Source organism: Sodalis sp. RH24, from assembly GCF_047324145.1.
Classification (GTDB): domain Bacteria; phylum Pseudomonadota; class Gammaproteobacteria; order Enterobacterales; family Enterobacteriaceae; genus Acerihabitans.
This window is the reverse complement of sequence record NZ_CP178729.1, coordinates 3,951,254-3,975,177: the sequence shown is the minus strand read 5'-3', so window position 1 is coordinate 3,975,177 and position 23,924 is coordinate 3,951,254. Positions and strand designations below refer to the sequence as shown.

Sequence of the window (23,924 nt, the reverse complement as noted above, 5' to 3'; positions counted from 1 at the left end):
TCTCTTACTCCTTAAGGCTCTCGCAGCCGAAAAAATGCTCTAACTGGCTTGCCGCCTCCGGCGCCAGGTTGCGCACTATCGCCAGAAAGTCCTGGCTCATTAACCGCTGGATACGCGCAATCATCAACGGCGCCGGATGGCTGGACTCGTAGCGCCGGAAATAGATCTTTACCTGTTCCAGCGCCTGGTAGGCGTCGTCGCGGGTGAGGATATCGCCCTCGCGCCGGGACGACGGTGTGGCCGCCGCGCCGTTATCGGGCGGGATGCGGCGGGGAAATAAGGAACCTTCCGCCGGCGCGGGAGGCGGCGGCGCGGTATCGTGGACCACCAGCGGCTGGGACAAGGCGCGCAGGGAAGCCAGCACGCCGGGCATGTCCGGGATCGCCGTTTCGCCCAAATGCGTGCGCAGCAGGTTGAAAAGCCGCTCCAGGGCGGAACAGATCAACGGTAGATAGCGCGCGTGCGTCTCCAGCCCCCGCCGCAGGAGGACGGACAGCCGCGCCGATTCGCCGGGGGGCTCCGCGGCCCTTATACCGTCGAGGGCGGCCGCGGCATCGGCAAACGACAGGCTGTGGCCCGCTTCGCGTACAAACAGGCTATGGCGCAGCAATTTCGCCAGCTCAAAGCCATCGCCCAGCTCACGCAGCACGTTAATGCGCATCAGGGGATCGGACTCGCCCTCCAGCGCCAGCGGCGGCAACAGCGTCGGCCAATACCGCTCGAGCGCTTCGCCCATCAGCATAATGCCGTCGGCGTAACCGGGCACGCCGCGCAGGGCGGTCCAAGATTGCGCCAGCAACAGCATCACGCGCAGATCCTTGCTGTGCGCCAGCAGTCCGAGGGCTTGTTGCTCCACCCGGCGCCAGTCCGGTTCCAGCGCCGGGATCAGCATATCGCCGAACTGTTGTTCCGCTTTACCGCGCGCCAGCTGGTGCAGTTGAATAAAGGCCAGATCGTATTCCAGGTTTTCGCCGCAGGGCGCGTCGGTGCTTACCGGCGTAAGCAGGGCGTCGATGTTCATAACGGTTCCGGTTGCGCGGCACAGCTGAAGTGCGGCAGGGTAAAGGGGTTGCGCACGTTGTCCGGGATAATTTCCAGCGTCACGTTGCGGCCAGCCAGGGTGAAGGTGATATGCTGCGCGCCGTCGTTGCCCGTCCGCCGGCTTTGGCCGCCGTCGAGCAGCCGGTTCAGCGCCCACGGCCCCTCCCGTTCCAGGGTGGCGATGGTGCCGTCGGCCAGGCCGGCGCTCAGCCGCGCTTTGCCCGTACCCCGCGCGCCCGGCCAGTTCAGGTGATAGGCAATCGACGGGCCGTGGTTATAGCTGAGCATCTGCCCGTCGATATCAAGCGACAGGCTGAGAATGCCGTTGTCCATCTTTACCGGGCGCAGGGTAAAGGAAAAGACGGGGCGGGTCGCGCCCGGCGGGAAGAACGCATCGCCGATAGCACGGGCGGCGCGGAAAAAGTGCAGCAATGCCTCCCCGGCCGCCTCGTCGCCGGCGTTGATCCCGGGGAAAAAATGCCAGCGATTGGCGCCTGTTTCCACGCTGTCCGCCAGGTGCTGTCGCCAAAAACGATCGGCCAGCCCCGTTTCCGGCGCAAACAGACGCGCCATATCGTCCGGACTAAGATCGATCGCGCCCTGCGGCGATAAAGGATAACGGCCATCGGCGACCTGCCGGCAATACGCGCCGATCTGGGTATCGAACAGCCGCCGCAGCTGCCGCTGCGTTTGGCGCCGGGTATCATGGCCGGCGCCCTCGGCAAGCTCAAGGATCAGGCGGCGCATCGGCTGCGGCAAACGCAAGGCATCCGCCCGCAGCCGGGAGAGGATCTCTCCTGGCGCAGGCGCCGTATCGCCGCTGTTGTGCAGCGCGACCAGATAGCGGTATACGCAGCCCAGCTGTGTGAGAATAGCGTCAAAGGCGATGGCGGCGCCGTTTTCATCGCCCGGGCGGGACAGCGCGATAAGATCCCGGTAGTGGTGCCTTACCTTCAGCTCGGGCCCTTCCTGACCTTCCCGGTTCCCCCGCTGGGGAAACAGTGTGTTCAGCAACCCGCGGGTGCCGGCGCCGAGCTGCCGCCCGAGGTCCGGCGATGACGCCTGCGCATCGCCCGGCGGCGACAAGGCGAGGATGTCGCCGATACGCGTCACCAGGCAACGCAGCGGCGAATGTTCGCCGGACAGGATACGCGCGCTGTCGATGCGCCGGTTCAGGTCCGGCGCGGGCATCAGGCCGATATCGCCGAGAAAGTTATCCCAGCGGGTAATAAATTCGTTCATATAACAATGCCGTACGTTGGCGGCCAGTTCGTCCTCATCCGCCGCCAGGGTCTGGTTCAGCACCCAGCGGTCCTCCTCCTGTAGCCGGCGCAGGGCGACGGCAACCCGGGGATGAAAGCCCAGCCAATACCCTGCGGGGGTAAACAGACCGGGGAGCGTATCCGTGGCCGGAAGGCCGCTGTTGCGTATCAGTACCTGCTCCGCCTCGGCGCCCGCCAGATCGATAAGGCTGATGGCCTTGAACCGGCTGTCGTTAATAAGCAATGGTTTCAGCCGCTGGTAGACGCGCTGGGCAAGCGGGTGCTGACGGATGGCAGACTGAGCCGTCTCGATCAGACGCTGGTCTTTGTCGTTGGGCGACAGCAGCGGCGCGTCGGTTATCAGTTGCGCGAGATGCCGGCGCAATTGTTCATTCCCGGCGCTGTCGAGCTGCGCCGCGCCCGGCATCGCCGGCAGGGTCATCAGCACCCAGGAGCGTAAAAACCCGCCGTCGTAATGCTGCGGCTCATACAGCATTTGATAGGCTTTCAGCGCCTGATAAGTGAAATCCGTCTCGCCGCCATGCGCCCGGGCCAGCACCGCGGCAAGCTGCTGCGTCACCAGCGGCAGCAGCACGCGCTTCAGGGCGTGCCGGTAGACCAGTTCGCCGGCGCCGTGCAGCATCCGGCCCCGGTACAGGCCCATACGATGGTCCAGCGGGGGGCGGCGATAATCAAAGACCCCGGTTTCGGCCCAGACGCCCAGTCCGTTAAAGAAGGGCATTATCTGGGCCAGCCCGGGGTCGGGCGCACGCAAGATAGCGGCGCTAAGCTGTTCCAGCGCCTGGGTGCGCGCCTGTACCCGTGCCAGGTACTGATGGTTATTATGGTAGCTGGCGATACCCAGGCTCCCCGCCGCCAGCAGCAGCGCCGATAACAGGCCGTAGCCCGCGAGGTAACCCAACCGGCGACGGCATATGGCCCAGCGGCGGGTGCCCGCCAGGTCGCCTTCGGCCAGGATAATGTCCCGAAACAGCGTCTTGAGGAAATAGCTTTGCGGCGTCGGCGCGGCCACATTGGCCGTGGCCATATCCGCCGGCGTGAAGCGGTAATCGAACAAATCGTCCTGGCGGGCCGTTAACGCGCCGGCGGCCGGTCCGGTTTTCTGGTTGGCGCTGGTAAACCAGACGCCCCGTGGCGCGGGCGCGGCCCCCTCGGGAAAGGAGGCAAAGATAATCTCCAGGTAACGCAGCAGCGGCTGGCGCAGCGCGGCAAAGGCCTGGGGCAGGGCCAGGCATTTGCCGCGCTGCCTGGCATCGGGCTCCGCCAGCAGCGTATCCGCCAAGGCGTCATCTAACCGCCGCTGCAACCGGTCGAAGGCCTGCGCAAAGGCTTCTGGCAGCGAGAACCCATCTTCGGACCCGCCCCGCCAAGGAAAATCCATGCCCCAGGGCTGCGCCAATTCAGGACCGTCGAAGCGGCTGAAATACTGGCTAAACCCCGCCAGGCAATCGGCCTTGGTGATCATGATATACACCGGCAGGACAATTTTAAGCTGCCGCCCCAGCTCCAGCAGGCGTCGGCGCAACAATCCGGCCTGCCGGCAGTGCTCTTCCCGCGAGGGCTGCAGCAGATCCTGCGCGCTTATTGTCAGCACCACCCCGTTAAGCGGCCGGCGGGCGCGATGGCGCTTGAGCAATGCCAGCATCTGTTGCCAACGGCTGTCGCCGTCGGCCAGAAAGCTGCCGCAGGGACTGATCACCACGCCCAGGGAGGTAAAATACCAGTCGCAACGGCCCGGCCCGTCCGCCGCGCCGGCGTCCGGGGCCTGGGGTTCGAGAAAATCGAGCTCAGCGTTTTGCAGGGCCCTGGACTTGCCGCTGCCGCCGGCGCCCAGCATCAGGTACCACGGCAGCCGATACAAATACGCGCGCCCGAAGACCGGCAGTCCCTCCTTTTTCAGCCCGGCGCCATAACCATGATGCCGCTTGAGGATCCTGGCCGCCAGTTTAAACCCTGCGGCAAGCGGGGTTTCCTCCCGTGCTGACGGCGTCCGCTCCGCCGTCAGCAGTTGCCGTCGCACACTGCGCCGGAAACGGGCCTGACGCATTGAGGAGAGGGATCGCGACAGCAGCCAAAACGCCGTCACCGCGCCGATAACCTGATAACGGACAGCGTCAGACGCCAGGGGATGCACCCCGCCGACGTCAAGCCGGGGGCCCACAAACCAGACGGCCAGGCCAACTCCCGCCGCCGCGCAAACGCCACGCCAGATTCCGCCGCCGTACAGCGCCCCCATCATTTTTAACATGTTCGTGCTCCCCGCCTCATTCTGTGTCGCCGCCGGCCAGGTTAAAGGCAATATCGATGCGTCGGTTAAGGGCGCGATTTTCCGCCGTGGTATTCGGCACCAGCGGCGTCTTGCCGGCGGCGCTTTGCGCCACCACCCGTCCCGGCTGATCCAGCGCCTGGCGCAGCATCAGGGCGACGGTTTCGGCGCGCGCCAGCGCCAGCGCGTCATTAGAAGTAAAAGCGGCGCCATGGATCGGCTGGTTATCGCTATGCCCGCGCACCGTTACCACGCCGGTGGTCTGCGCCAGATGCCGGGCAATCAGGAAGATAACGTCTTGATACGATGGGTGGAGCGTCGCGGAGGCCGACGCGAATACGTCGCCGCCGCGCAGCGTGATAACCCCCTGCTCATCCCGCAGGGACACCGCCACGCGGTTAGCGGCAATATCCGCCGCCAGGGCCTGCATCAGCTCCGGCAGCGACATCCCGGCCACCGACGGGGGCGCCTTGGGCAGTTGCAGGCTGAACAGCCTGTTTTGCACCCCGGTGGCAGCGACGTCCAGCCGGTTATTAAGGACGATATACAGCAAGCCAAGCAGCATCCCGCCCAACAAGACGCATAGCGGCGGCGCCAGCCGCGCCCTGGAGGTCCGCCGGGGGGCGGGGTGTTGCGCGCGCGGTTCACCCAGGGGACGGGCGTATTCACCCCTGATGCTGCGAATCTGCCGCGCCAGCCGCTGGGTCAGGATTTCCAGCCGGTAAATGCCGTTTTCCATGACCCGGTAGCGGCCGCCGAAACCCAATAACAAACAAAAATAGAGCAGCTCCAGCAGATCGATATGCTGCTCGGGCTGTTGCAACAATGTCGCCATCAGTTGGAAAAATTTCTCGCCGCCGTTGGTTTCATTATGAAAAGCCACCAGCAGGCCGTTGCCCGCCCAAATGCTGCTTTGCCCCCAGGAGGTCAGCGCCACCGCCTCGTCCAGGGCGGTACACAGGCAATAGCGCGCGCCGATAATCACGTTATAGCCCAGCGCCGCTTCCTGGCAAACCTGCTCGAAACGGCGCATTTCATCGATCATCCGCAGGCGCAGCGCCCCGGCATCCTCGGGCGGCTGCGCGTAACGTAAATGCGCCACGGCGTTCAGCAGCGGACCGGCCGCCGCCAGCAGCCGGTTGGGCTGCGCGTGCTGCATGCGAGCGTGGTCTGTCATGGCGGTGGTCCACCCGGCGGGGATTGACGCCTTATGGCCCATAATTGAATGTCCAGCCGGGCGAATTCGTCGGTAAGGTACAGGGCGAAGGCCCCGGTTTTGGCCAACTGCGGCCATAATGCGCCGCTATTTTCCAGGGCAAAGCAGTTGGCGCCCGTTCGGGAAGGCAGCTGGCGCGGCGCCTGCGCCAGGGGCCGCAAGGGGATACCCGGCAATTGCAGTTGCACCACGTCGCGGATGCAGCACGCCGGCGCAATCTTGATTTGCGCCAGAAAAGCGCTCGTTTGCGCCCCGCCCTCGAGTTCCGCCACCCTTAAGACAAAGTCAAACCGGTCCGGCATCTCTTTATCCGGCAATGTGGCCACGCTCAAGCCCGGCATCTTCTCGGTCAGCGGCAGGGGGATGGCGCTGTCTTCAAGCGCGATAAACAATCCCTGGCGCAGCAGCGACATCAAGAGGCCAAAGCAGCCGCCGATATCCGCATGGTCATACACCGGGATATCGCCTGCAAAGACATGCGGCGCCCGGTACACCGCCAGCTCCAGCGCAAACGGCAGCCATGCGGAGAACAGGCGCTCCGGATGTACCCTCGGGGCGTGCAGCAGATGATCTACCCTGGCGCTGAACCGATGGATAAGCGCCTGCAGCATCAGGTCCGCCGCCCTATTGTGCCCTTCGTCCCGCTGTTGCAGTTGGCGGCCCAGCCGCTGGCGTCGCTGTTGCAGCAAGCCCGCCAGCTCCCGGACATATTCCTGCAGCGCCGGGCTGGCGCGGCTGTCCAGCAGGGGAGGAAGATAACCGGGATCCAGCAACACGCCGCCGTCCCGATCCTTCGCCAGCACCCGTACCGCGCCCATGGCTATCCATTCGCCGTTAAGTTCATGTTCCGGCAGCAGCCGCAGACGCAGCCTGCCGCACTGGATCTTCGCGCCGCCCGCGGACAACGCGTTGGTGTCGGCAACCTCTTTTTCAAACGCCAGGTGACGGGCCAGCGAATCCGCCGCTTCGGTAAAAATGACCGCTTCCCGTCCCGCGCGCCGGACCGGCAATGCCAGAACGATGGTCACTCCGCCGCAGCCGGCGCGGATATCCAGCGCCGCCGGCGCATCGCAGGGATCGGTGAAGTCGAACAGCGTACCGTCCGGCAGGATGCCGGCGCCGGCGGCCAGCGCCACCTTGCCCAGCGCCAGCAGGCTTTCATCCACCCGCAGGATGGAAAATCCCCAGGGATAGCGGCCATCCCGCAGGTGCCATTGGCGCTGCTCCAGATACTCCTCGGCCTGCTGGAAATGATGGGGACGCAGGAACATCCCCTCCACCCACAGCACTTTATGGTTATTTTTCATTATCATTTCCCTGCAAACCGTCCGGGGTCACGGTAACCCGGCGCAAAACGGGCGGAGGCGGCCGGAGCATCGTCCATACCGAGGCCGCAGGCCGCGGCGGCAGAGGCAATAGCAGCCGCCAGCGTTTATGGGCGAGATCCTGGTACTCGGCAAAGATGCCCAGGTAATGAACATCGTCCGCCGTTGGCAGCGGCAGGACCCGGCACTTATCGTCGGGCAGCAGGAAAATTTCTTCTCCGGCGCGCACCTGCCCGCGCAGCGTCTTATGCGCGTCACGTTGCAGGTCCTCATAGCCGGCCGACAAAAAGCGGGAGGGATCGGTAAGCTGCAATACGGTTATTTTTAGCGGTGATCCGTTATTCAGCCGGCCGCGGGCGTTCAACGCCAGGCGATCGCCGCCGCCACTGTCTTGCGGGGTTATTTCCGCCGGCGCGCAGGCGCTGATAAACGCCGTCAGCGCCAGGAGGCCGGGAAAACGAAGCCGAAAAAACAGTGAAGACATATAAAGAATCCTGTTACCGGCGGGGGTTACATTCCAAGCATCATGATTTTCAGCTGGCTGGGAAGCAGCCGCATGCCCACCATATTGGTACCGTTCTGCAGGCTCAGGCTGGTCATGCGGGTGGCGGGAGAACCTTTGATCAGGGTGGTGAACGCGCCGGTTAAATGGCGCGAGGTCCCCATTACCGTACCCGACATTACCCCCAGGCTAATGCCGGCATTGTCGCCGAAACTGGCATAGGTCAGGGTGGCCATATTATGCGCGGGCAGCCCGCCGAACAGGATGGTATAGGTATGCGGCGTCGCCGTGCAGCCCAGCGCCATATTGGGGTAAGGCACCGGTACGGGCACCGGCGCCGGCGTCAGGCAGACGTCGGGAAACGCCAAATCCATGCCGAATAATTGACAATTCGCAAACATACCCCTATTCCCTTTTCGCCAGCGGCGCCAGGCCAAAAACAGTGGCGACCACGCTATCAAACAACGGGAAAAAACCGCTACGGCGTTTACCTGATTTTATGCTCAACCATTGCGTTGCCGGCGTGGTCTGCAACCCGCTAATATTACCGGAACCACGAGCCCCACATTAAAACAGACGTGGTCTGGCATGGTCCGCTGTACAGCAAAAGCGCGACGCGTGCGGATCGCCATGGGCCCGCCGAGCGGATACGCGATGAACGCACTTGCGCGCGGCATCGTCAATCACGGCCATTGTGCTGCAAAAACGGCTGGGGGAAACGCTGGTGGTGGACGACGACGGGCCATTATGGCATTGGCCGGCGCGCTGATTCTTTTGCTCACCGGCGGAAAACCGTTCAACCAGGCGCGCCGGGGATGACGACACCGGAGGGGATTTTCCGGCCGGGTTATTTAAAATCCGCATAGGGGTTCAGCGGCTGCGGCGGCATTGCGAGGTCGCCCTGCCAGCCCGCCATCGAATAGCGCAGGTAAGCAAGGATATGGCTGGGCGTGTAGTCCTTGGCCTGCTGGATATCGATACCGGCGCCAAGGGTCCAGTGCGACGACAGGCGCCGTTCGATTAACGCCTGGACGGTATAGCCAAACCCGGAACTGTCGCCGCCCGACGATAGGATGTCGGCGGCGCCCACCCCCGCCAGGGGATAACGCCGCCGCTCTTCCGTCGAGGCGTGCGACCAGGATAACGAGGCGCCGAGCTGCCAGGAGACATTTTCCGCGCGCGCGCGATAATTTACCGGCACGGCCAGGGAAAAATAGCGCTGCGGGCTATAATACCCGCCCTGCCCCAGCGTATAGCCGCTCAAATCGCGGCGATAATGCCACAGCATCGAATTCAGCCCCACGGTGGCCCGGCGGTCCTCTTCGTTAATCACCTTATAATAATACCCGCCCATCAGCCGTTCGCGGCTATTGTCGGCCACGTTTTTACCGGTCAGCTGATGCGCGCTCAGATCGCCCCACAGGCCGTTGGCGTTACCCTGATCATAACTCAGGCCCAGGCCGCCGCCGGTGGCGCGCACGCCGCCCCAGGTCATGCCGGTGCCGGGATCGCGAGCGCCGGCAAAGGACAGCAGCGAGCTGGAAACCGGCCGGCGCGAGGCGGTGGCGGTCCAACCGAGACTGCGCCAATCGCCGCGATAAGCGACACCGCCCACCCAGTCGACCACCGGAAAACCCAGCGGCGTGGTGCCGATATCGGTTTTCCATTGGTCATTTTCCCACCCGGCGCCCAGGCTAACGCCGGTCGCCGTTTGGCGGCGATTGCCGTGACAGGGCAAATCGGCGCACGTGCCGAAGGTGCCGCCGTAATCATTAGCCAGCGTTCCCGCGTCCATACGCACAATATCGGCGCGGCCAAAAGCCCGCCCCTGATCCCAGGGCATATCCGCCTGCAGCATGGTGGTATTAGCGCTCAGATCCGATTTGCCGGGGGTTCCGCCATCGCTCCAGAAATCATGGTCCAGGGTAAAGTTAACGTCCTGTTGACGATACAGCCCGCCTGCGTCGGCGCGGATACCGCGGCGCAGCCAGTCGTCGCCGGGGTTATGACGCGTCAGGCGGGTATACTCATCGTTATTCGCGGGGACGCCGGCGCTGAGGCCCGCGGCCTGCATGGCAGATTGATAGTCCGCGCGCGCTGCTTCCGGCTGGCCGCCCCGTTGCTCGACACGCGCTAAATCACGGTAAATCAGTGTTTTATCCTGCCCGTTCGGCGCTGTTTGTACCCGTTTTTTCAGTTGCCGCAGCCCGGCCGCCGCCTGCGCCGCATCGCCGGCGTCCAGCCAGGCCATGGCGATGCGCCGCTGCTGATACAGGCTCAGTCCATCGGTCGTCGATCGCAGGTATTGCAACGCCCCGCGCGCTCCTGCCGGGTCGCCGTCGGCAAGCCTCCGCTCGATGACGTCAAGCCGGCGGTCTATGTCTTCCGCGCGTTTCTCCCGCTCCAGCCGCTGCGCCAGCTGGCGCATCCCTTCGCTCCACTGACCGGACGGCAGCCCGCGCAGATGGGTCAGCGCCGCATCGTCCCGCCCGCTGCCCGCCAGATACAGCGCATAAGCGTACACCTGTGCGGGATCGCCGGGATAGCGCCGCGCCAGCGCGGCCATCAGGGTATCAGCCTCTGACACCCGGGCCGTATGGCGCAGCGCCTGGGCATAATGATACGCGGTCCAGATAGCGCCCGGCTCCAGGTCCAGCGCCTGCCGGTAACGCTGCGCCGCCTGCGCCCAGTGTCCCGCGCCGGCGTCGCGCCCGCCCTGGTCCGTGAGTAATGTCAATTGGATAGCGAGCTGCTTATCCCGCAGCTTTTGCCGCTGGCCCGGGGGAAGCTGCCCGAGATAATCCAGCGCCAGCTGCGGCGAGCGGCGCTGGTAAAGATTGACCAGCCCGCGCTGGGCGCTGCCGTTGTCGTGCTCAAGGGCCAGCGCGCGGCGATAAGCATATTCGGCCGCCGAGTCATTATCGCGCGCCACCGCCACATCGCCCAGGCCGACCCAAGCCCAGGCGTCCCGATCGTCAATACCGCGCGCCTGCCGGTAATAGCCATCCGCCTCGGCGAGATGCCCGGACTTAAGCGCGCGATCGCCCTGCTCCAACGCCCACCAGTAACGGTTGGTTTGAATCAGGCCCCGCCATTTTGCGCCATTAAAGCCATTTTGTTCGGCCCGCTGCGCCCGCGTAAAATAGTCCAGCGCCCGCAGGCGTTGGCCGGAGCGCGCATAGGCCAGCCCCATGGCGCCCAGCACTTGGGCATCGTCCGGCGTGGCGGCCAAAGCCTCGGTTAACGGCGCAATGGCGCCGGAGGAGGCGCCCTGTTCAATTTTTGCCAAACCCACCATCCTGGCCTGATAGCGCGGGTCGGCCAGCAGCGCCTGCCGCCGCCGCAGTTCCTGCTGCGCGGCGTCGGCAGACGCGCCGTCGTTGAATACCCTAAGGTAAAATTGCAGGGCCGACACGCTTTGCGCGTCCACCGGCGCTGCCTTTATCCGCGCCAGCCACATTTCGGCGGCGGGCTGCCGGCCCGCCGGGGTATTCGCCACCTGCCGCAGCCAGTCGATAGCCTGTTCGCTCCGGCCGGCGGCAAAGGCGTATTGGGCCAGTTGCAGGCGCAGGGCGACATTGCCCGGGTACTGCCGGTCAAGGTCGGCCAATTGACGTTCGGCCTCGTCTTGGTGGCCGGGTACGCGGGCCACCAGTTGCCAATATTCCAGCGCCAGCTCCACCGGCGGCGGCTGGCCGCCGAACACCTGGTCGTACAACGCCCGGGCCTCCGCCAGCCGGCCCGCCGTGGCCAGCAGGCGCGCCTGCTGCAGCCGCTGCTGTGTTTCCGGCCGCGCCAGCTCCAGGCTGAGCCGCGCCTGGCGAAATTCCGTTGAATCCGGCGCCAGCCGCTGGATTTTTTCCAGCCGCTCCCGCGCCTGGTCCTGGTTGCCTTCACGCAGATCCAGACGCAGCTGGGCCGCCAGCACTTGCGGACTATCGGGCGCGATTAACGCTAAACGGTCCAGTGACTGGCGCACCAGTTGATCCTGATGATTAGCCTCGCCCAGTCTGACCTGCGCCAGCAGCCACTGCTCCGGCGCTATGGCCGGCGGCGGCTCGGCGCGTACGGGCGGCATAACGGCTAGCGACAAGGCCACGCCCAACACCATCATCAGCGCCTTGCCCACCGGCCCTTGTGCGGGGCGGCGTATGGCGGCCGGAAGGCTGCCCCCGGCGCCCCATGGAGCGATAAAACGAACGGTGGGCATGCGTTATTCCCCGTCGCCCGCGGATAAACGACGGCGGCTGAGGGCGCGTAAACCACACCAGAGCACCATGGCGGCCAGCACCACGGCGATCACCGCCATCAGCGCCAGTATTACCGGATGATGGGCCAGGGCATTCCAGACACGTTCCCACCAGGGCAAATGACCGACGTAATAGGTGTCGCCCACCTTCAGGCTGTTGACGCCGGAATCGCGGATAAGCGCCACCGAACCGAAAACCCGCGCCTTTTGCAGATTATCCGCCATGGCTTTGTTAAGCAGGGCGTTGCCGTCCGGTCCCTTCGCCAGCAGCGCCACGATGCTGCGCTGATTGAAGTAAGGCGACTGCAGGCCGACCACGGCGGCGATGGATCCCTGCGCGGCGATCTGGGTACTGGTATCGGCCAGGGCGTCCACGTCCGGCGTGGTATTGTCCGGCAGCGCCGCCTGGCGCACCGGCTGGTTGATCCAATCGCGGGCGGCGGCCAGCAGCAGCTGGGCTTTTTTGCCGTCGCGCATGCCGTCGTTTTGCAAGACCGCGGGCAGATCACCTATCAGCAGGATATCGGCATCGACGGCGCTCACCTGCGACCCGTCCTCGCTCAGGCGTATGCCCAGGGCCGGATAACCGGTTAGCGCGCCGATATTACCCAGCGTGTTCAGCAGGGTGGTCAACTGTAGCGGCTGCGGTTTCGGCGGCACCAACACCAGCGTCTGGGACAGGTCGGCCAGGCGGCTGAAGGGATAACCCGCGTTGGCGAAAGCGCGCAGATCCGGCATCGCCATAAAATGCCGGTAGCCGGAAAAATCGATAGTCGAACTGTCGTCGATCACCACATGATTGGGCACCGTGGTGTAGGTTTCGCAACGCCCCTCCGCGCCGCCGGCCAATAGCGAGGTATAATCGAAAGCAAAACGGATCTGATTAACCGCGCCAAGCTTCAGCGCCGGAATCATCAAGTCCCGGTGATCGGCCAGCAGGCCCCGCAACAGCGACAGGTGCAGCAGTTGCGGACCGTCGTCATGGCCGGGCAGCAGGATAAAGTCCTGCACAAACTGATTATTCAGGCTGACGCTCAGCCGCGAGGTATTTTTCAGCTGGGGCGAGGTGTAGCGGTAGCGCAAACGCATATCGATACCCTGGCTGTTGATCAAAAACAGATCGGGCGGCAGGTTCATATTCAGGCTAATGGGCGTGGGCACGATCCCGTCCGCCTGCAGCTGTTCGGGGTACTGCTTAAGCTCGCCAAAATTCATCGGCCGGTCGGTGCGGACCCAGTTGGGCGCGTCATAGGGCTGGCGCGGCTGAAGCTGCTCCACGCTTTCCACCGCCACCGCCTGCCCGCGAAACAGCATGTTGCCCTGCGCAATGCCTTTCACCGCCGTAAGCAGATCCGCATCATCGCGCCCGGTTATCAGCAGCAGTTTAATAAAAGGATTATCGCGCGGGCTGACCATCGCCACCGCCGGGCCGGTGGCCGGCGGCATATCACGCAGGAAATCCGGCCGGCCGGCGTTGGTGGCGAACACCACCGCATGGCGATCGGGCTCGCGATTGTACAACACCGGGAACGTCTGGCCGCGCCATTGCGCCCTGACGCCGAACCAGGAAGCCAACATCGCCGCGGCCTGCTGCTGGCCCGCATCCGGCGCGGCGGCAAAGACCATCGGCAGCGTCAGCGGCCCGGTATCGCGCGCATCGAAAAACGGCATGGGGAAACGCGATAAATCATTCTTCAGCGGCAGTGTTTGATAGCGCAGCGCCAGCGAGCTGCCTTTGCCGATCTCCAGCCACAGGGTGGTATTGGCCGGATTCTCGCAGATATTCTGGTAGTGGCCGACAAACTCCAGCCGGATACGATTAAAATCGGTGATATAGCGCGGATCTATGGGTACCTGTACCTGGTTTTCCTTGCCCAACTGCTGCTGACCGATAGCCTGCACCGCCATCAGCTGATCGTTAAGATAAACCTTCAGATGCGACTGCACCGGGATAAGCGACGGCGACGGCGTATAGTGTAAATTCAGCATCGCCTGGGTAACCACCTCATCGCCGCGCACGCCGAATTCAACCTGGCCGTTAGGCTGGATGCCGCGCAGGGTCATGGTGCCGGGCGGCGGCGCGATGACGGCAAAGGGCAGCGTGATGTCGCGCACCGGGGCGCCTGGCATCGGCGCATCCGGCCCGCGGAAAGCCGCATCGGGCGCAGGCGCCTGCTCATCCCGCGTCCCGGTTGCGGCCCCGTTTAACGTCAACGCCGGGGGCGCCGCCTCTGCCGGGCCGCCGGCGCCGGATACCGGCGCCGCGCTGGCGAATAGCGCGACGGTGAGCAAAGTCCATATCAGGTTTTTCATCGGTTAGTCATCATTGAGGGGTTTCATCGCTGCGGACGGGCCGCGGGGGATTGCGTGGCAGGAAAGAAGCGATCCAGCCACCGGCGTTAAAAATAAGGACGATTAGCGGACGCAGCGCCGGCGGCGCGATATCCAGCATGCGCAGATAGCCGCGCGCGCCGAGGGCCAGCACTTCGCCCAGGCTTTCCAGCGGCTTGTCCTCCGGAAAGCTATCGCCGCGCACCACCCAGCTGTCGGCGCGGGCAAAGGTACACTGGATAAAATCCACATGCTGCTGAAGCGTCAGGGGTGCCAGCTGGATGCCGGCCTGGCGGCCGCCCGCGCGGCTAACGCGGCAGGGAAAGGCATACTCCTGCCGTCCGCGGCTGAGCAGCAGGGTGATATCCTGACCGGGCTGCAATACATCGCAGGTGTGCATCTCAAGCCCCGCGCCGCTGTCCGAAAAATTGTGCATGACGCAGCCGTGCACATGGCCGTCCCGGGTGGCGATCGCCGCCGGCAGCACGGTATCCACCCGGTGCGCCGCGCGAATCTGTTTAGCCTCGAAGGCCACGGCAATGGCGCCGCCAAGAATAATCAGGTTGTACAGCACCCAGGCAAGGCTTATCACCACGGTCAGCAGTTCGTCGCCGCGGCTATAGGTCAGGCGCCAGGCGCCGGCCGCCAGCCCGGCGACGTTCAGCAGCATCAGCACCAGATAGGGACGGGTGATTGTCCAGTCGATATAGGATTGATCGTTCAGGCGGCCCTTGGCGGTGACGTTAAACGTGCCGGCGTAGGGATTGAGCAGCGCCATGGTGGTCGGCCGCGCGATATACCAGGCCAGCACCGTTTCGTAGATCTCGCTCCAGAACGAGTGGCGGTACTTGCCCTGCACCCGGGAGGTCGTCAGGCTGGCATGGACCATATGGGGCAAAACATACAGGGCGATAGCGACGGCCGGCGCGTAGATGATATAGGCATGCAGCAGCAGAAACGCCAGCGGCGCGGTCAGGAATATCAGCCGGGGGATGCCCGCTAGGAAATGCAGCATGGCGTTGGCGTAACATAAACGCTGCGCCAGTTTCAGCCCTTTGCCGAGCAGCGGGTTATCGATGCGGAAAATCTGCACCATGCCCCGCGCCCAGCGAATGCGCTGGCTGATATGCGCCGACAGGCTTTCGGTTGCCAGGCCGGCGGCCTGCGGAATACGGATGTAGGCTGAACTGTAGCCATGCCGGTGCATCCGCAGCGACGTATGGGCGTCCTCGGTGACGGTTTCCACCGCAATACCGCCGATCTCATCCAGCGCAGAGCGGCGCAATACCGCGCAGGAGCCGCAGAAGAAACTGGCGTCCCACAGGTCGTTGCCGTCCTGTACCAGGCCGTAAAACAGCTTTCCCTCGTGCGGCGTGCGGCGTACACGACCCAGGTTGCGCTCAAAAGGGTCCGGCGAAAAAAAGTGATGGGGCGTTTGCAGCATGCCCAGGCGCGCGTCCTTGAAAAACCAGCCGACGGTCAGTTGCAGGAACGAGCGCGTCGGCACATGATCGCAGTCAAAAATAGCCACCAGCTCGCCTTTGGCCTGTTGGAGCGCGTAGTTGATATTGCCCGCCTTGGCGTGTTCATGACGAGGCCGGGCGATATATTCCACGCCGATTTCCCGGGCAAACTCGGCGAATTCCGCACGGTTACCGTCATCAAGCAGATACAGGGTGATTTTCTCTTTCGGCCAGTCGATGCCGAGAGCCGAATACAGCGTGGGTTTCACCACGCTGAGGGCTTCGTTATAGGTGGGGATCAGCACATCAATGGTCGGCCAGCTGGCGATATCCGCCGGCATGGGCGTCGGCTGGCGATTAAGCGGCCACAGGGTCTGGAAATAGCCCAGCACCAGCACCGTCCAGGAATACGTCTCCGCGCCAAGCAACAGCAACCCCCATACCAGGCTCACCGGATCGCTCCAGTTCAGCGTGGCGGTATAGCGCCACCACAGATACCGGCATGACACGGTTAACGACAAAACAATCAGCATCAGGGCCGGGAAGCGCCCCGCCATATCGCGCACGATCATCGCGATGCCCCACAACAGCATCACAAACACAAACTGCGCCAGATAGCCGAAGGGCTGGGAAATGCAAAAACCGGCCAGCACCGCCGCGACAAGCCCGGCCAGGATCATTAACGCGCGGCTTAACAGGCGGCGCAGACGCGCGCTTGCAACCGGCGCGGCGGCAATCCGCGCGGCAGGCGCCCGGCGCCCGGCCACAGTACGCAGCCGGCGGCGCAAACGCGCCCGCCAGCGCCGGGAAATATCGCCATAAAGCGCCCGCTGGCGCACGCCCCCGGCGGGCATAATCAGCAATAGCCACAGCGTTTGCAGCACATAGCGGACCAGATCGAGCGGGCGGGGACGCGCGGCGGAAACATGGGGATACCAGCGCCCGCGCTGGCGACGGATGCGTTGCCAGGCCGGCGTTTCGAACCGCAGCAACAGCCAGCCGGCAATCACGCAAACCATCATCAGCGCCGCGGCCGGCCGGGAAGCGCCCGCCCGGCGGTAGCCACGGTAGCGGTCACGCAGCGCCGAATGCACCGGCGGCGGCAAGAACACCGACAGGACGCCGGGCCGCCGGGAATTCATTGTTCACCGTTGCGCAAATGGATCAGGCACCAATTGGCCAGAGTAGTCAGCTCCTGGCTGATTTTGCTGTGCGGCATAAATGCGCCCACCGGTTGCAGCGCCGCCAGGGACTCCGCCATCGCCTCGTCGCGATGCAATACCACCGGCAGCAAGTTCGGCAGGCTTTGCTGCCAGAGCAGCAGCAGGTCCTGCTGCAAGGCGCTGGCGGGAACAAATTGGTTAACCACATAATGAGCATGCCGGGGCAAGGATTGCTGATGCAGGCGCACATGGCACTGGGCGTCGGCCTGCAGGAGGGTAAACACGCCGTCGGCCAGGGATACCGCCTGGGTCGCCAGGGCAGACTCGCCGGCGGGGACGTCCAGCACGATCCAATGATAGGCCGACAGGGATTTCAATTGGGCAATGTTCTCCCGCCAGTCGGTCAATGAGTCCAACGCCTGCGTCCCGTCGGCCAGCCGGCCGAAGGGCAGAAAATCGAGCAGTTGGCTATAGCGCATGGCGCCATGCTGCCAGCCGGCGCCGGCCTGCACGGCGCTGGCCCAACCGCGCGGGGCGGAAAAAGGCATGGCGAAATGCAGGCGCAACAGGTTATCCGGTGAAAAATCAATTGCCAATACGTTCTCGCCCAATTGGGCCAGCGCCCAGCTCAGGCCGGCGGCCACCGATGTCGTGCCCGTCGCGCCCCGGATACCCCGCAGGGCTATGACCGGCATGATATGACTCCGCAAGAACGGTAAACCATGGCCACGGCAGGCTTCATGAAGCTTCCGCCTGGGATGCGTCATACGCCACGCCGGCCAATTCGGCCAATAGCGGCCAGCGCGACATCATCAGCGGAATTTTTTCCGCCCGGGTTATATCGACATAATTTAATTCCGGCAGGGAAAAGAGGTGACTTAACACAGCAAAATCATCACTCTCATCATGCGCTGCCGCGCCAGGGTCTATGCTATCCAGTTTTATTTTCCTTTATACGGTGCCATTACCTGGGTTTGGCATTAATCCAGCAAAAATTAAATCAGCGTAAAATAGGGTTCTGATGTAGCTAATTAACTGGTCATTTCATTCCAGAATGGTAATATTTATTATACTCCAGTATTCGATGCCGGCCCAAGCACACTTTAAAGACTTTCAATCCCGTTGCTTTTACACCTACTGCAAGCAGATAAAAATGGCACTGTCTTTTCCTTTTGGCATAAAAAATTGTTGGGATGATACGTCTTTAATGCAACCCCGGGGGCTGTACTGGGTCAATACCGATACCGAGCCGGCCGCCTATGAGCTGTGCGGGCAAGTGGTGGACGCACAGCGGCCAGATGTAATAATTTCAGTTATATATCAGAAAGATAACCCCACATCCCTCCCCTGCACCTCGACATTGCCGCCTGAACATGCCCTGATCGTCCGTTTATTATCAGCCGAGGATAAAACCCATTATTATCATCAGGCGGCAGGGAAAAAAGCGTTAACCGGCTTGCCGGTTGATATCAGTCGCCTGCCGCAGATCAAAAATCAACTGTTGATATTTATGTTGACCGCCGCGGCAGGGAATGATCTGGCGCCAAATGATTTTAACCAGTGGCTGCTTGAAATTGCCAGCCAATGCGCGCGCCAGAATTGCGCTATGCTCATTCTCTGTTATGGCAAGGGAATTCATGCCCTCATTCCGCGTTTATATGTCCAAAACCGCGTATTATATGGATTGGCTATGCTAAATTCAGCCCATTACCCACCGCAATATGTAATGTCCTGGTGGCACAATCAATTCGGCGTGGAAGCAAATACCGCGTACGCTTTACAGCCGCGCAGTCCCGGCTGGGAAATAGCGGCCTCTCCGGCATCCGCGCAACATATTAATAACCACAGTGACGATCAATGGATGTATCTTGCGGAAAACAGTATTTTGGAAGGCGCGCCGCCCTTATCGGATAAGTGGTTTATTTTTGCCGACAATCAGCACCTGGTGGACCGTGGCCTGCGCGCACGCGCCGCCACGCTGATTTTCGCCCTCAGCGCCAACGACCAGATTGAAACGCTGGCCCGGCAAATTCATCTCCTGCGTATCCGGCGCGGCAACGCGCTCAAAATTGTCGTCAGGGAAATGTACCCCGCCCTGCGCTATATCGATCAACGCTTATTACAGGCCTGCGGCGCTAATTTAATCGTGCCGCACGCGGCGAGGCTATCCAGCTTCCTGACGCTGCTGGACGACATCCAGCAAGGCACGTTTAATCGCTATGTACCGGAAAATATTGAATTATTGCTGCAAGGGCGGCTGCCTGACCGCCACAAAGGTTTTTTGCCGCTGCCGGTATTTTGCGAGGTGATGCAATCCATCCTGGGACAGCCTACCCTTGCGGTAGAAACCCGCGGCGTACTGCTTGCCCTGCGCCCGGTCGGCGGCATCAGCCCGCAGCAGGCCATGTCGTTGTGCCATCTGCGCCGCGACGGCGACGTGCTTACCCTCACCGACAGCCATCTGTATTTGTTTTTATCCAACTGCCAGACCAGCGATGTGGATAGCGTGCTTAATTTCTTGTTCAGCCTGCCTGCCGCCGACATGTTCCAAAACCGCACCCTGTGGTATCAGGATAATGCCATCCAGGCGGAGGTTCGCCGCCTGTCGGGGCTGGCCGTGCCGCCTGAGCCGCCGCCAGCCGCCGCCGAGCCGACCCGGGATGCGCCGCCGGGTAAAAGACGCCGGCTACCCGTACCCCTCATCGTGCAACTGGACGGTAAGCCATTACCGCCTTCGTTTTCACCCCCGCGCAATAATAAAGGTTACGGACAATGAACATCGTCGATATCCTGCAAATGTTCTGCTTGGCGGCGGTGATATTTATCCCGCTCGGGTTTATCGCGCATAAATATTTGCCGCTGTGGCGTAATCGCTTTAATGCATGGTTTTTATCCCCCCGCTATCTGCGTCCGATCAGGGCAAGCCATGTCAAAACCCACCTGGCGATGAAAATAAACCACCGGTCAACGGCGGATAAGCCGGCACATGATGAATAACCCGCGCGTTAACACCTCCGTTTTTCAGATCGGGCGGACCTGGCGCGGACTGGGTGGCTGGAATTATTATTTTTTACTGAAATTTATCCTGCTCTGGCTGGGCTATTTGCATGTCGACGCGCTGGCCAACCTGTTTTTCGCCTCCTGTCTGCTGTTTCCCCTGCCCACGGCGCGTCTGCACCGCTGGCGCCAATGGCTGGCGCTGCCGTTTGGCCTGGCCTTGTTTTACCATGATACCTGGCTGCCGGGCTGGCGTTCCATTCTCCATCAGGGCGCGGATGTCAGCGGCTTTAGCATCGACTATTTGCTGGAATTGACCGATCGGTTTATCAACTGGCGATGGATTGGCGTCGCCTTCGTGCTATTGGTAGGGTATCTGTTTGTGGCGCAATGGCTGCGCATTACCACCTTCACGGTGGCGGGCCTGCTGTGGCTCAACCTGAGCCTGCTGTTGCCCCCGGGGCTGACCCAGGCGCCGCCCGCGGCCGCCACGCCCGCTCCCATCGCCCAGCGCGCGCAGGAAACGGCGCCGGCGCAAAACCTGCCCAATACGGTCAGCGGCCCGCCGACTAACGCCAATCTCGATGCCTACCTGCAGCAATTTTATCAGCGCGAGCAGGCCAGGCAAACGCCGTTCCCGCAGACGCTGCCCCCCGATGCCCAGCCGTTTGATTTACTGGTGATCAATATCTGTTCCCTGGCCTGGTCGGATCTGGATGCCGCCCAGCTGTCCGCGTCCCCGCTGTGGTCGCGATTTGACCTGCTGTTCACCGACTTCAACTCCGCCACCGCCTACAGCGGCCCGGCGTCAATTCGTCTGCTGCGCGCCAGCTGTGGTCAAACGTCCCATCATGATTTGTACCAACCCGCCGCCCGGCAATGCTATCTGTTCGACAACCTGGCGAAACTGGGCTTTGGCGAACAGCTGGCGATGGATCATAGCGGCGTCTTCGGTAATTACATCGGCAACCTGCGCCAGGACGCTGATATGCAGGCGCCTATCATGTCGCAGGCGGGCCTGGGTCATGAACTGGCCTCCTTCGACGGCGAGCCTATTTTTGACGATGGGCAACTGATGGCCCGCTGGCTGGCAAACCAGTCCCGGGCGGCCACCGGGCGCAGCGCGACATTTTTTAACCTGATCGCGTTGCACGACGGCAATCGTTTTGTCGGCGCAGCCAAAGGCGCCGATTACCGTACACGCGCGCAAACCCTGCTTTCCCAGCTCAACGCCTTTATGGACCAGTTGGATAAATCCGGCCGCCGGGTGATGCTGATCGTGGTGCCGGAACACGGCGCCGGGCTTGTTGGCGATAAAATGCAGATCTCCGGCCTGCGCGATATTCCCAGCCCCGCCATTACCCATATTCCGGTCGGCGTAAAATTCTTCGGCACGCGCGCGCCGCATCCGGCCCAGGCGCTGAACATCACCGCCCCCAGCAGCTATCTGGCCATTTCCGAACTGGTGGCCCGTTCGGTGGACGGCAAGGTTTTCACCACGTCCCTCCTGGACTGGCCGGCGTTAGGCGCCAATCTGCCCACCACCCCCAAGGTGGCGGAAAATGAAAACGCGGTGGTGATGGAATACCAGGGCAAAGTGTATATCCGCCTCAATGGCGGCGGCTGGGTGCCCTACCCGCAATAATGTATAATCCCCGGGCGATGGCCTCCGCCGCCCGGCGCGGGTAGACGGCGCCCCACATCGCCACCATGCCGGCTCAACGCACTGGCCGGCAGCCACCCGGGCTGACCGGCGGCGGGTTCATTTTCGCCAGGATGTCCGGATGGGCGACTAAATAGTTTTCCACGATATGTTCAATCTCCGCCTGTTGTTGCGGCGAAAAATCGCCGCTCGCCGGCCTCTGCGCCGGCGCGGGCACCGGCGACACCGCCCATAGCAGACCGGATGCCAGCAGGCAGGCTAAAAACAACAGTATATTAACGACGATATATTTCATTTTCTTGTCGACCTCTTACCGCTGCCGGACATATTCTCAATACGTTATAGACGCGCCGTCGAATATCGTTAACCAGGCAAATATCTATTGAGCTGGTTATTCGTCTTGCCTTACGCGTTCCTGATAAAGCCAATATAACCAAGCAACTATAAAACCTGTATAAAAATAAAGGGCCGGGCTATAAATTTTTTATATACATTTCTGGAATTAAACCATCTCCAAAGCCTGCCGCGGCATTTGCGCTATTTTTATAAAATTTTTACACCCGGCAGGAGTAATTTTACATTAACTTTTCAGACAAAAATTTACACTCGCAGCACCTGAGAATTTCCTCTGGAGGTGCACTGTGGGTATGGCTTTGATAACCGGTATCGTGCTGGTGTTTTTACTGTTGGGCTATTTGGTTTATGCCCTGATTAACGCGGAGGAATTCTGATGGCTTCCAGCGCGTTTTTGTTGATTTTCAGCTACATGGCCGTGCTGCTGATCCTGGCGCGCCCTTTGGGGCTAGGGCTGAGCAGATTCATTAACGATCGGCCCGCGCCCGGTTTCGCCGGCATCGAGCGCCGGTTATGGCGATTGTGCGGCGTGTATAAACAGGACATGAACTGGCGCGGCTACCTGTTGGCCATTTTATTGTTCAATGTGCTCGGCATTATCCTATTGCTGGCGATGTTAATGCTCCAGGATCGCCTGCCGTTAAACCCGCAGCATTTGCCGGCCCTCTCCTGGCATCTGGCGCTGAATACCGCCATCAGCTTCGTCACTAATACCAACTGGCAGTCCTACGCCGGCGAAAGCACCATGAGCTATTTTAGCCAGATGGTGGGTTTAACCGTGCAGAACTTTCTGTCGGCGGCCACCGGCATCGCCGTGGCGTTTGCGCTGATCAGGGGGTTTGCCAGCCGGTCGGTGGCCACGCTCGGCAACGCCTGGCGCGATATGGCGCGCATCACGCTTTATATCCTGCTGCCGCTGGCGCTGCTGATCGCCCTGATCAGCATCAGCCAGGGCACCCTGCAAAATTTCAGTGATTATCTCAGCCTGACGACGCTTGAGGGCGCCAAGCAAACGTTGCCGATGGGGCCGGTAGCGTCGCAGGAAGCGATAAAAATGCTCGGCACCAACGGCGGCGGCTTCTTTAACGTTAACTCCGCCCATCCGTTTGAAAACCCGAATTACATCACTAATTTTATCCAGATGATTGCCATCTTCCTCATTCCGGCGGCGCTGTGCTTTGCCTTCGGCAATGTCGTGCGCGACCATCGCCAGGGCCATGCCTTGCTCTGGGCCATGTCGCTGATGTTTATCGCCGCGGTAGCGGTGGTGATGTGGGCGGAGCTGAACGGCAACCCGCACTTCCTGCAATTCGGGGCGGACAGCGCCATCAACATGGAAGGCAAGGAAAGCCGTTTCGGCATCCTTAATTCCAGCCTGTTCGCGGTGATCACGACATCGGCCTCCTGCGGGGCGGTTAACGCCATGCACGATTCCTTTACCGCGCTCGGCGGCATGATGCCGATGTGGCTGATGCAAATCGGCGAGGTGATATTCGGCGGCGTCGGCTCGGGCCTGTACGGCATGCTGCTGTTTGTGCTGCTGGCGGTGTTTATCGCCGGGTTGATGATCGGCCGTACTCCGGAATACCTGGGTAAAAAGATCGAAGTGTGGGAAATGAAAATGACCGCCATCGCCATCCTTATTACCCCCGCCCTGTCGCTGCTGGGCACCGCGCTGGCCATGATGACCGAAGCCGGGCGCGCCGGCATGTTCAATCCCGGCGCGCACGGCTTTAGCGAGGTGCTCTACGCCGTGTCCTCCGCCGCGAATAACAACGGCAGCGCCTTCGCCGGCCTGAGCGCCAACACCCCGTTCTGGAACCTGCTGCTGGCGGTCGCCATGCTGCTGGGCCGTTTCGCGGTGATTGTGCCGGTGATGGCGATTGCCGGCTCGCTGGCGATCAAGAAGGTGCAGCCGGTCGGCAGCGGCACGTTGCCCACCCACGGCCCGCTGTTTATTTCCCTGGTCATCGGCTCGGTGCTGTTGGTCGGCGCGCTTAACTTTATCCCCGCGCTGGCGCTTGGCCCGGTGGCGGAACATTTGCAACTGCTTGGTCATTAATCGCGGGAG

Annotated in this window: 18 protein-coding genes; 6 read left to right on the top strand and 12 right to left on the bottom strand. The window is 62.2% G+C overall.

The features are described 5' to 3' along the window. Window positions 1-4: 4 nt before the first annotated feature. The 6 genes from tssA to ACL2XG_RS17915 are packed head-to-tail and all read right to left on the bottom strand — an operon-like array spanning window position 5 to window position 8,034. Window positions 5-1,021 carry a type VI secretion system protein TssA gene (tssA, locus tag ACL2XG_RS17940; RefSeq protein WP_413721605.1) on the bottom strand — a complete coding sequence of 339 codons (1,017 nt, stop codon included), beginning with the start codon at window positions 1,019-1,021 and terminating at the stop codon, window positions 5-7. After that, window positions 1,018-4,572, bottom strand: a complete 3,555-nt coding sequence (gene tssM, locus ACL2XG_RS17935) for a type VI secretion system membrane subunit TssM (protein ID WP_413721606.1) — start codon at window positions 4,570-4,572, stop codon at window positions 1,018-1,020. Before tssM ends, tssA begins: the two co-directional genes overlap by 4 nt. A gap of 16 nt (window positions 4,573-4,588) precedes the next feature. Continuing rightward, on the bottom strand, window positions 4,589-5,767 hold the full coding sequence (gene icmH, locus ACL2XG_RS17930; RefSeq protein WP_413721607.1) for a type IVB secretion system protein IcmH/DotU: 1,179 nt from the start codon (window positions 5,765-5,767) through the stop codon (window positions 4,589-4,591). Beyond that, the gene (tssK, locus tag ACL2XG_RS17925) at window positions 5,764-7,113 is read right to left on the bottom strand and encodes a type VI secretion system baseplate subunit TssK (protein WP_413721608.1); all 1,350 of its coding nucleotides are present in this window, start codon (window positions 7,111-7,113) and stop codon (window positions 5,764-5,766) included. Before tssK ends, icmH begins: the two co-directional genes overlap by 4 nt. After that, on the bottom strand, window positions 7,103-7,615 hold the full coding sequence (gene tssJ / locus ACL2XG_RS17920) for a type VI secretion system lipoprotein TssJ (RefSeq protein WP_413721609.1): 513 nt from the start codon (window positions 7,613-7,615) through the stop codon (window positions 7,103-7,105). Before tssJ ends, tssK begins: the two co-directional genes overlap by 11 nt. A 26-nt stretch (window positions 7,616-7,641) precedes the next feature. Beyond that, window positions 7,642-8,034 (bottom strand): DUF4150 domain-containing protein, encoded by a 393-nt coding sequence (locus tag ACL2XG_RS17915; protein WP_410013156.1) that lies wholly within the window; start codon window positions 8,032-8,034, stop codon window positions 7,642-7,644. A 253-nt stretch (window positions 8,035-8,287) separates the two neighbouring features. On the opposite strand from ACL2XG_RS17915, the gene ACL2XG_RS17910 reads away from it, so the two are divergent. Beyond that, window positions 8,288-8,452, top strand: coding sequence for a hypothetical protein (locus tag ACL2XG_RS17910; RefSeq protein WP_413721610.1), 165 nt, complete (start codon window positions 8,288-8,290; stop codon window positions 8,450-8,452). Window positions 8,453-8,480: 28 nt separating this feature from the next. Here the strand turns inward: ACL2XG_RS17910 and ACL2XG_RS17905 are convergent, their stop codons facing one another. The 5 genes from ACL2XG_RS17905 to bcsR all read right to left on the bottom strand — a co-directional run bounded on the left by ACL2XG_RS17905 (window position 8,481) and on the right by bcsR (window position 17,784). Further along, a complete protein-coding gene (locus ACL2XG_RS17905; protein WP_413723507.1) occupies window positions 8,481-11,747 on the bottom strand; it encodes a cellulose synthase subunit BcsC-related outer membrane protein in 3,267 nt (1,088 codons plus the stop codon). 99 nt (window positions 11,748-11,846) lie between these two features. Then, window positions 11,847-14,195, bottom strand: coding sequence for a cellulose biosynthesis cyclic di-GMP-binding regulatory protein BcsB (gene bcsB / locus ACL2XG_RS17900; protein ID WP_413721611.1), 2,349 nt, complete (start codon window positions 14,193-14,195; stop codon window positions 11,847-11,849). Between the two features lie 10 nt (window positions 14,196-14,205). After that, a complete protein-coding gene (gene bcsA / locus ACL2XG_RS17895) occupies window positions 14,206-16,818 on the bottom strand; it encodes a UDP-forming cellulose synthase catalytic subunit (RefSeq protein WP_410013153.1) in 2,613 nt (870 codons plus the stop codon). Next, window positions 16,815-17,534: a cellulose biosynthesis protein BcsQ gene (gene bcsQ, locus ACL2XG_RS17890; RefSeq protein WP_410013152.1), complete on the bottom strand. Its 720-nt coding sequence runs from the start codon at window positions 17,532-17,534 to the stop codon at window positions 16,815-16,817. The genes bcsA and bcsQ overlap by 4 nt, the downstream gene beginning before the upstream one ends. Window positions 17,535-17,577: 43 nt before the next feature. Continuing rightward, entirely contained in the window at window positions 17,578-17,784 is a 207-nt protein-coding gene (bcsR, locus tag ACL2XG_RS17885) for a cellulose biosynthesis protein BcsR (protein WP_410016703.1), read from the bottom strand. 109 nt (window positions 17,785-17,893) lie between these two features. On the opposite strand from bcsR, the gene bcsE reads away from it, so the two are divergent. The 3 genes from bcsE to bcsG are packed head-to-tail and all read left to right on the top strand — an operon-like array spanning window position 17,894 to window position 21,481. After that, window positions 17,894-19,615 (top strand): cellulose biosynthesis protein BcsE, encoded by a 1,722-nt coding sequence (gene bcsE / locus ACL2XG_RS17880; protein ID WP_413723558.1) that lies wholly within the window; start codon window positions 17,894-17,896, stop codon window positions 19,613-19,615. Further along, complete coding sequence (bcsF, locus tag ACL2XG_RS17875) at window positions 19,612-19,836, top strand: cellulose biosynthesis protein BcsF (protein WP_413721613.1); 225 nt, start codon at window positions 19,612-19,614, stop codon at window positions 19,834-19,836. The genes bcsE and bcsF overlap by 4 nt, the downstream gene beginning before the upstream one ends. Then, window positions 19,829-21,481 (top strand): cellulose biosynthesis protein BcsG, encoded by a 1,653-nt coding sequence (gene bcsG / locus ACL2XG_RS17870; protein WP_413723508.1) that lies wholly within the window; start codon window positions 19,829-19,831, stop codon window positions 21,479-21,481. Before bcsF ends, bcsG begins: the two co-directional genes overlap by 8 nt. A 73-nt stretch (window positions 21,482-21,554) precedes the next feature. Here the strand turns inward: bcsG and ACL2XG_RS17865 are convergent, their stop codons facing one another. Beyond that, on the bottom strand, window positions 21,555-21,794 hold the full coding sequence (locus tag ACL2XG_RS17865) for a hypothetical protein (RefSeq protein WP_410013149.1): 240 nt from the start codon (window positions 21,792-21,794) through the stop codon (window positions 21,555-21,557). Window positions 21,795-22,146: 352 nt separating this feature from the next. Here ACL2XG_RS17865 and kdpF point away from each other — a divergent pair, with 352 nt between their 5' ends. Continuing rightward, on the top strand, window positions 22,147-22,230 hold the full coding sequence (kdpF, locus tag ACL2XG_RS17860) for a K(+)-transporting ATPase subunit F (protein ID WP_410016701.1): 84 nt from the start codon (window positions 22,147-22,149) through the stop codon (window positions 22,228-22,230). Further along, the gene (kdpA, locus tag ACL2XG_RS17855) at window positions 22,230-23,915 is read left to right on the top strand and encodes a potassium-transporting ATPase subunit KdpA (RefSeq protein WP_413721614.1); all 1,686 of its coding nucleotides are present in this window, start codon (window positions 22,230-22,232) and stop codon (window positions 23,913-23,915) included. Before kdpF ends, kdpA begins: the two co-directional genes overlap by 1 nt. Window positions 23,916-23,924 lie beyond the last annotated feature (9 nt).

Excerpts from the sequence above, each read along its gene's own strand:
- tssA (WP_413721605.1), bottom strand. The coding sequence starts at position 1,021 with ATGAACATCGACGCCCTGCTTACGCCGGTAAGCACCGACGCGCCCTGC.
- tssM (WP_413721606.1), bottom strand. The coding sequence starts at position 4,572 with ATGTTAAAAATGATGGGGGCGCTGTACGGCGGCGGAATCTGGCGTGGC.
- icmH (WP_413721607.1), bottom strand. The coding sequence starts at position 5,767 with ATGACAGACCACGCTCGCATGCAGCACGCGCAGCCCAACCGGCTGCTG.
- tssK (WP_413721608.1), bottom strand. The coding sequence starts at position 7,113 with ATGAAAAATAACCATAAAGTGCTGTGGGTGGAGGGGATGTTCCTGCGT.
- tssJ (WP_413721609.1), bottom strand. The coding sequence starts at position 7,615 with ATGTCTTCACTGTTTTTTCGGCTTCGTTTTCCCGGCCTCCTGGCGCTG.
- ACL2XG_RS17915 (WP_410013156.1), bottom strand. The coding sequence starts at position 8,034 with ATGTTTGCGAATTGTCAATTATTCGGCATGGATTTGGCGTTTCCCGAC.
- ACL2XG_RS17910 (WP_413721610.1), top strand. The coding sequence starts at position 8,288 with ATGAACGCACTTGCGCGCGGCATCGTCAATCACGGCCATTGTGCTGCA.
- ACL2XG_RS17905 (WP_413723507.1), bottom strand. The coding sequence starts at position 11,747 with ATGATGGTGTTGGGCGTGGCCTTGTCGCTAGCCGTTATGCCGCCCGTA.
- bcsB (WP_413721611.1), bottom strand. The coding sequence starts at position 14,195 with ATGAAAAACCTGATATGGACTTTGCTCACCGTCGCGCTATTCGCCAGC.
- bcsA (WP_410013153.1), bottom strand. The coding sequence starts at position 16,818 with ATGAATTCCCGGCGGCCCGGCGTCCTGTCGGTGTTCTTGCCGCCGCCG.
- bcsQ (WP_410013152.1), bottom strand. The coding sequence starts at position 17,534 with ATGCCGGTCATAGCCCTGCGGGGTATCCGGGGCGCGACGGGCACGACA.
- bcsE (WP_413723558.1), top strand. The coding sequence starts at position 17,894 with ATGGTAATATTTATTATACTCCAGTATTCGATGCCGGCCCAAGCACAC.
- bcsF (WP_413721613.1), top strand. The coding sequence starts at position 19,612 with ATGAACATCGTCGATATCCTGCAAATGTTCTGCTTGGCGGCGGTGATA.
- bcsG (WP_413723508.1), top strand. The coding sequence starts at position 19,829 with ATGAATAACCCGCGCGTTAACACCTCCGTTTTTCAGATCGGGCGGACC.
- ACL2XG_RS17865 (WP_410013149.1), bottom strand. The coding sequence starts at position 21,794 with ATGAAATATATCGTCGTTAATATACTGTTGTTTTTAGCCTGCCTGCTG.
- kdpF (WP_410016701.1), top strand. The coding sequence starts at position 22,147 with ATGGCTTTGATAACCGGTATCGTGCTGGTGTTTTTACTGTTGGGCTAT.
- kdpA (WP_413721614.1), top strand. The coding sequence starts at position 22,230 with ATGGCTTCCAGCGCGTTTTTGTTGATTTTCAGCTACATGGCCGTGCTG.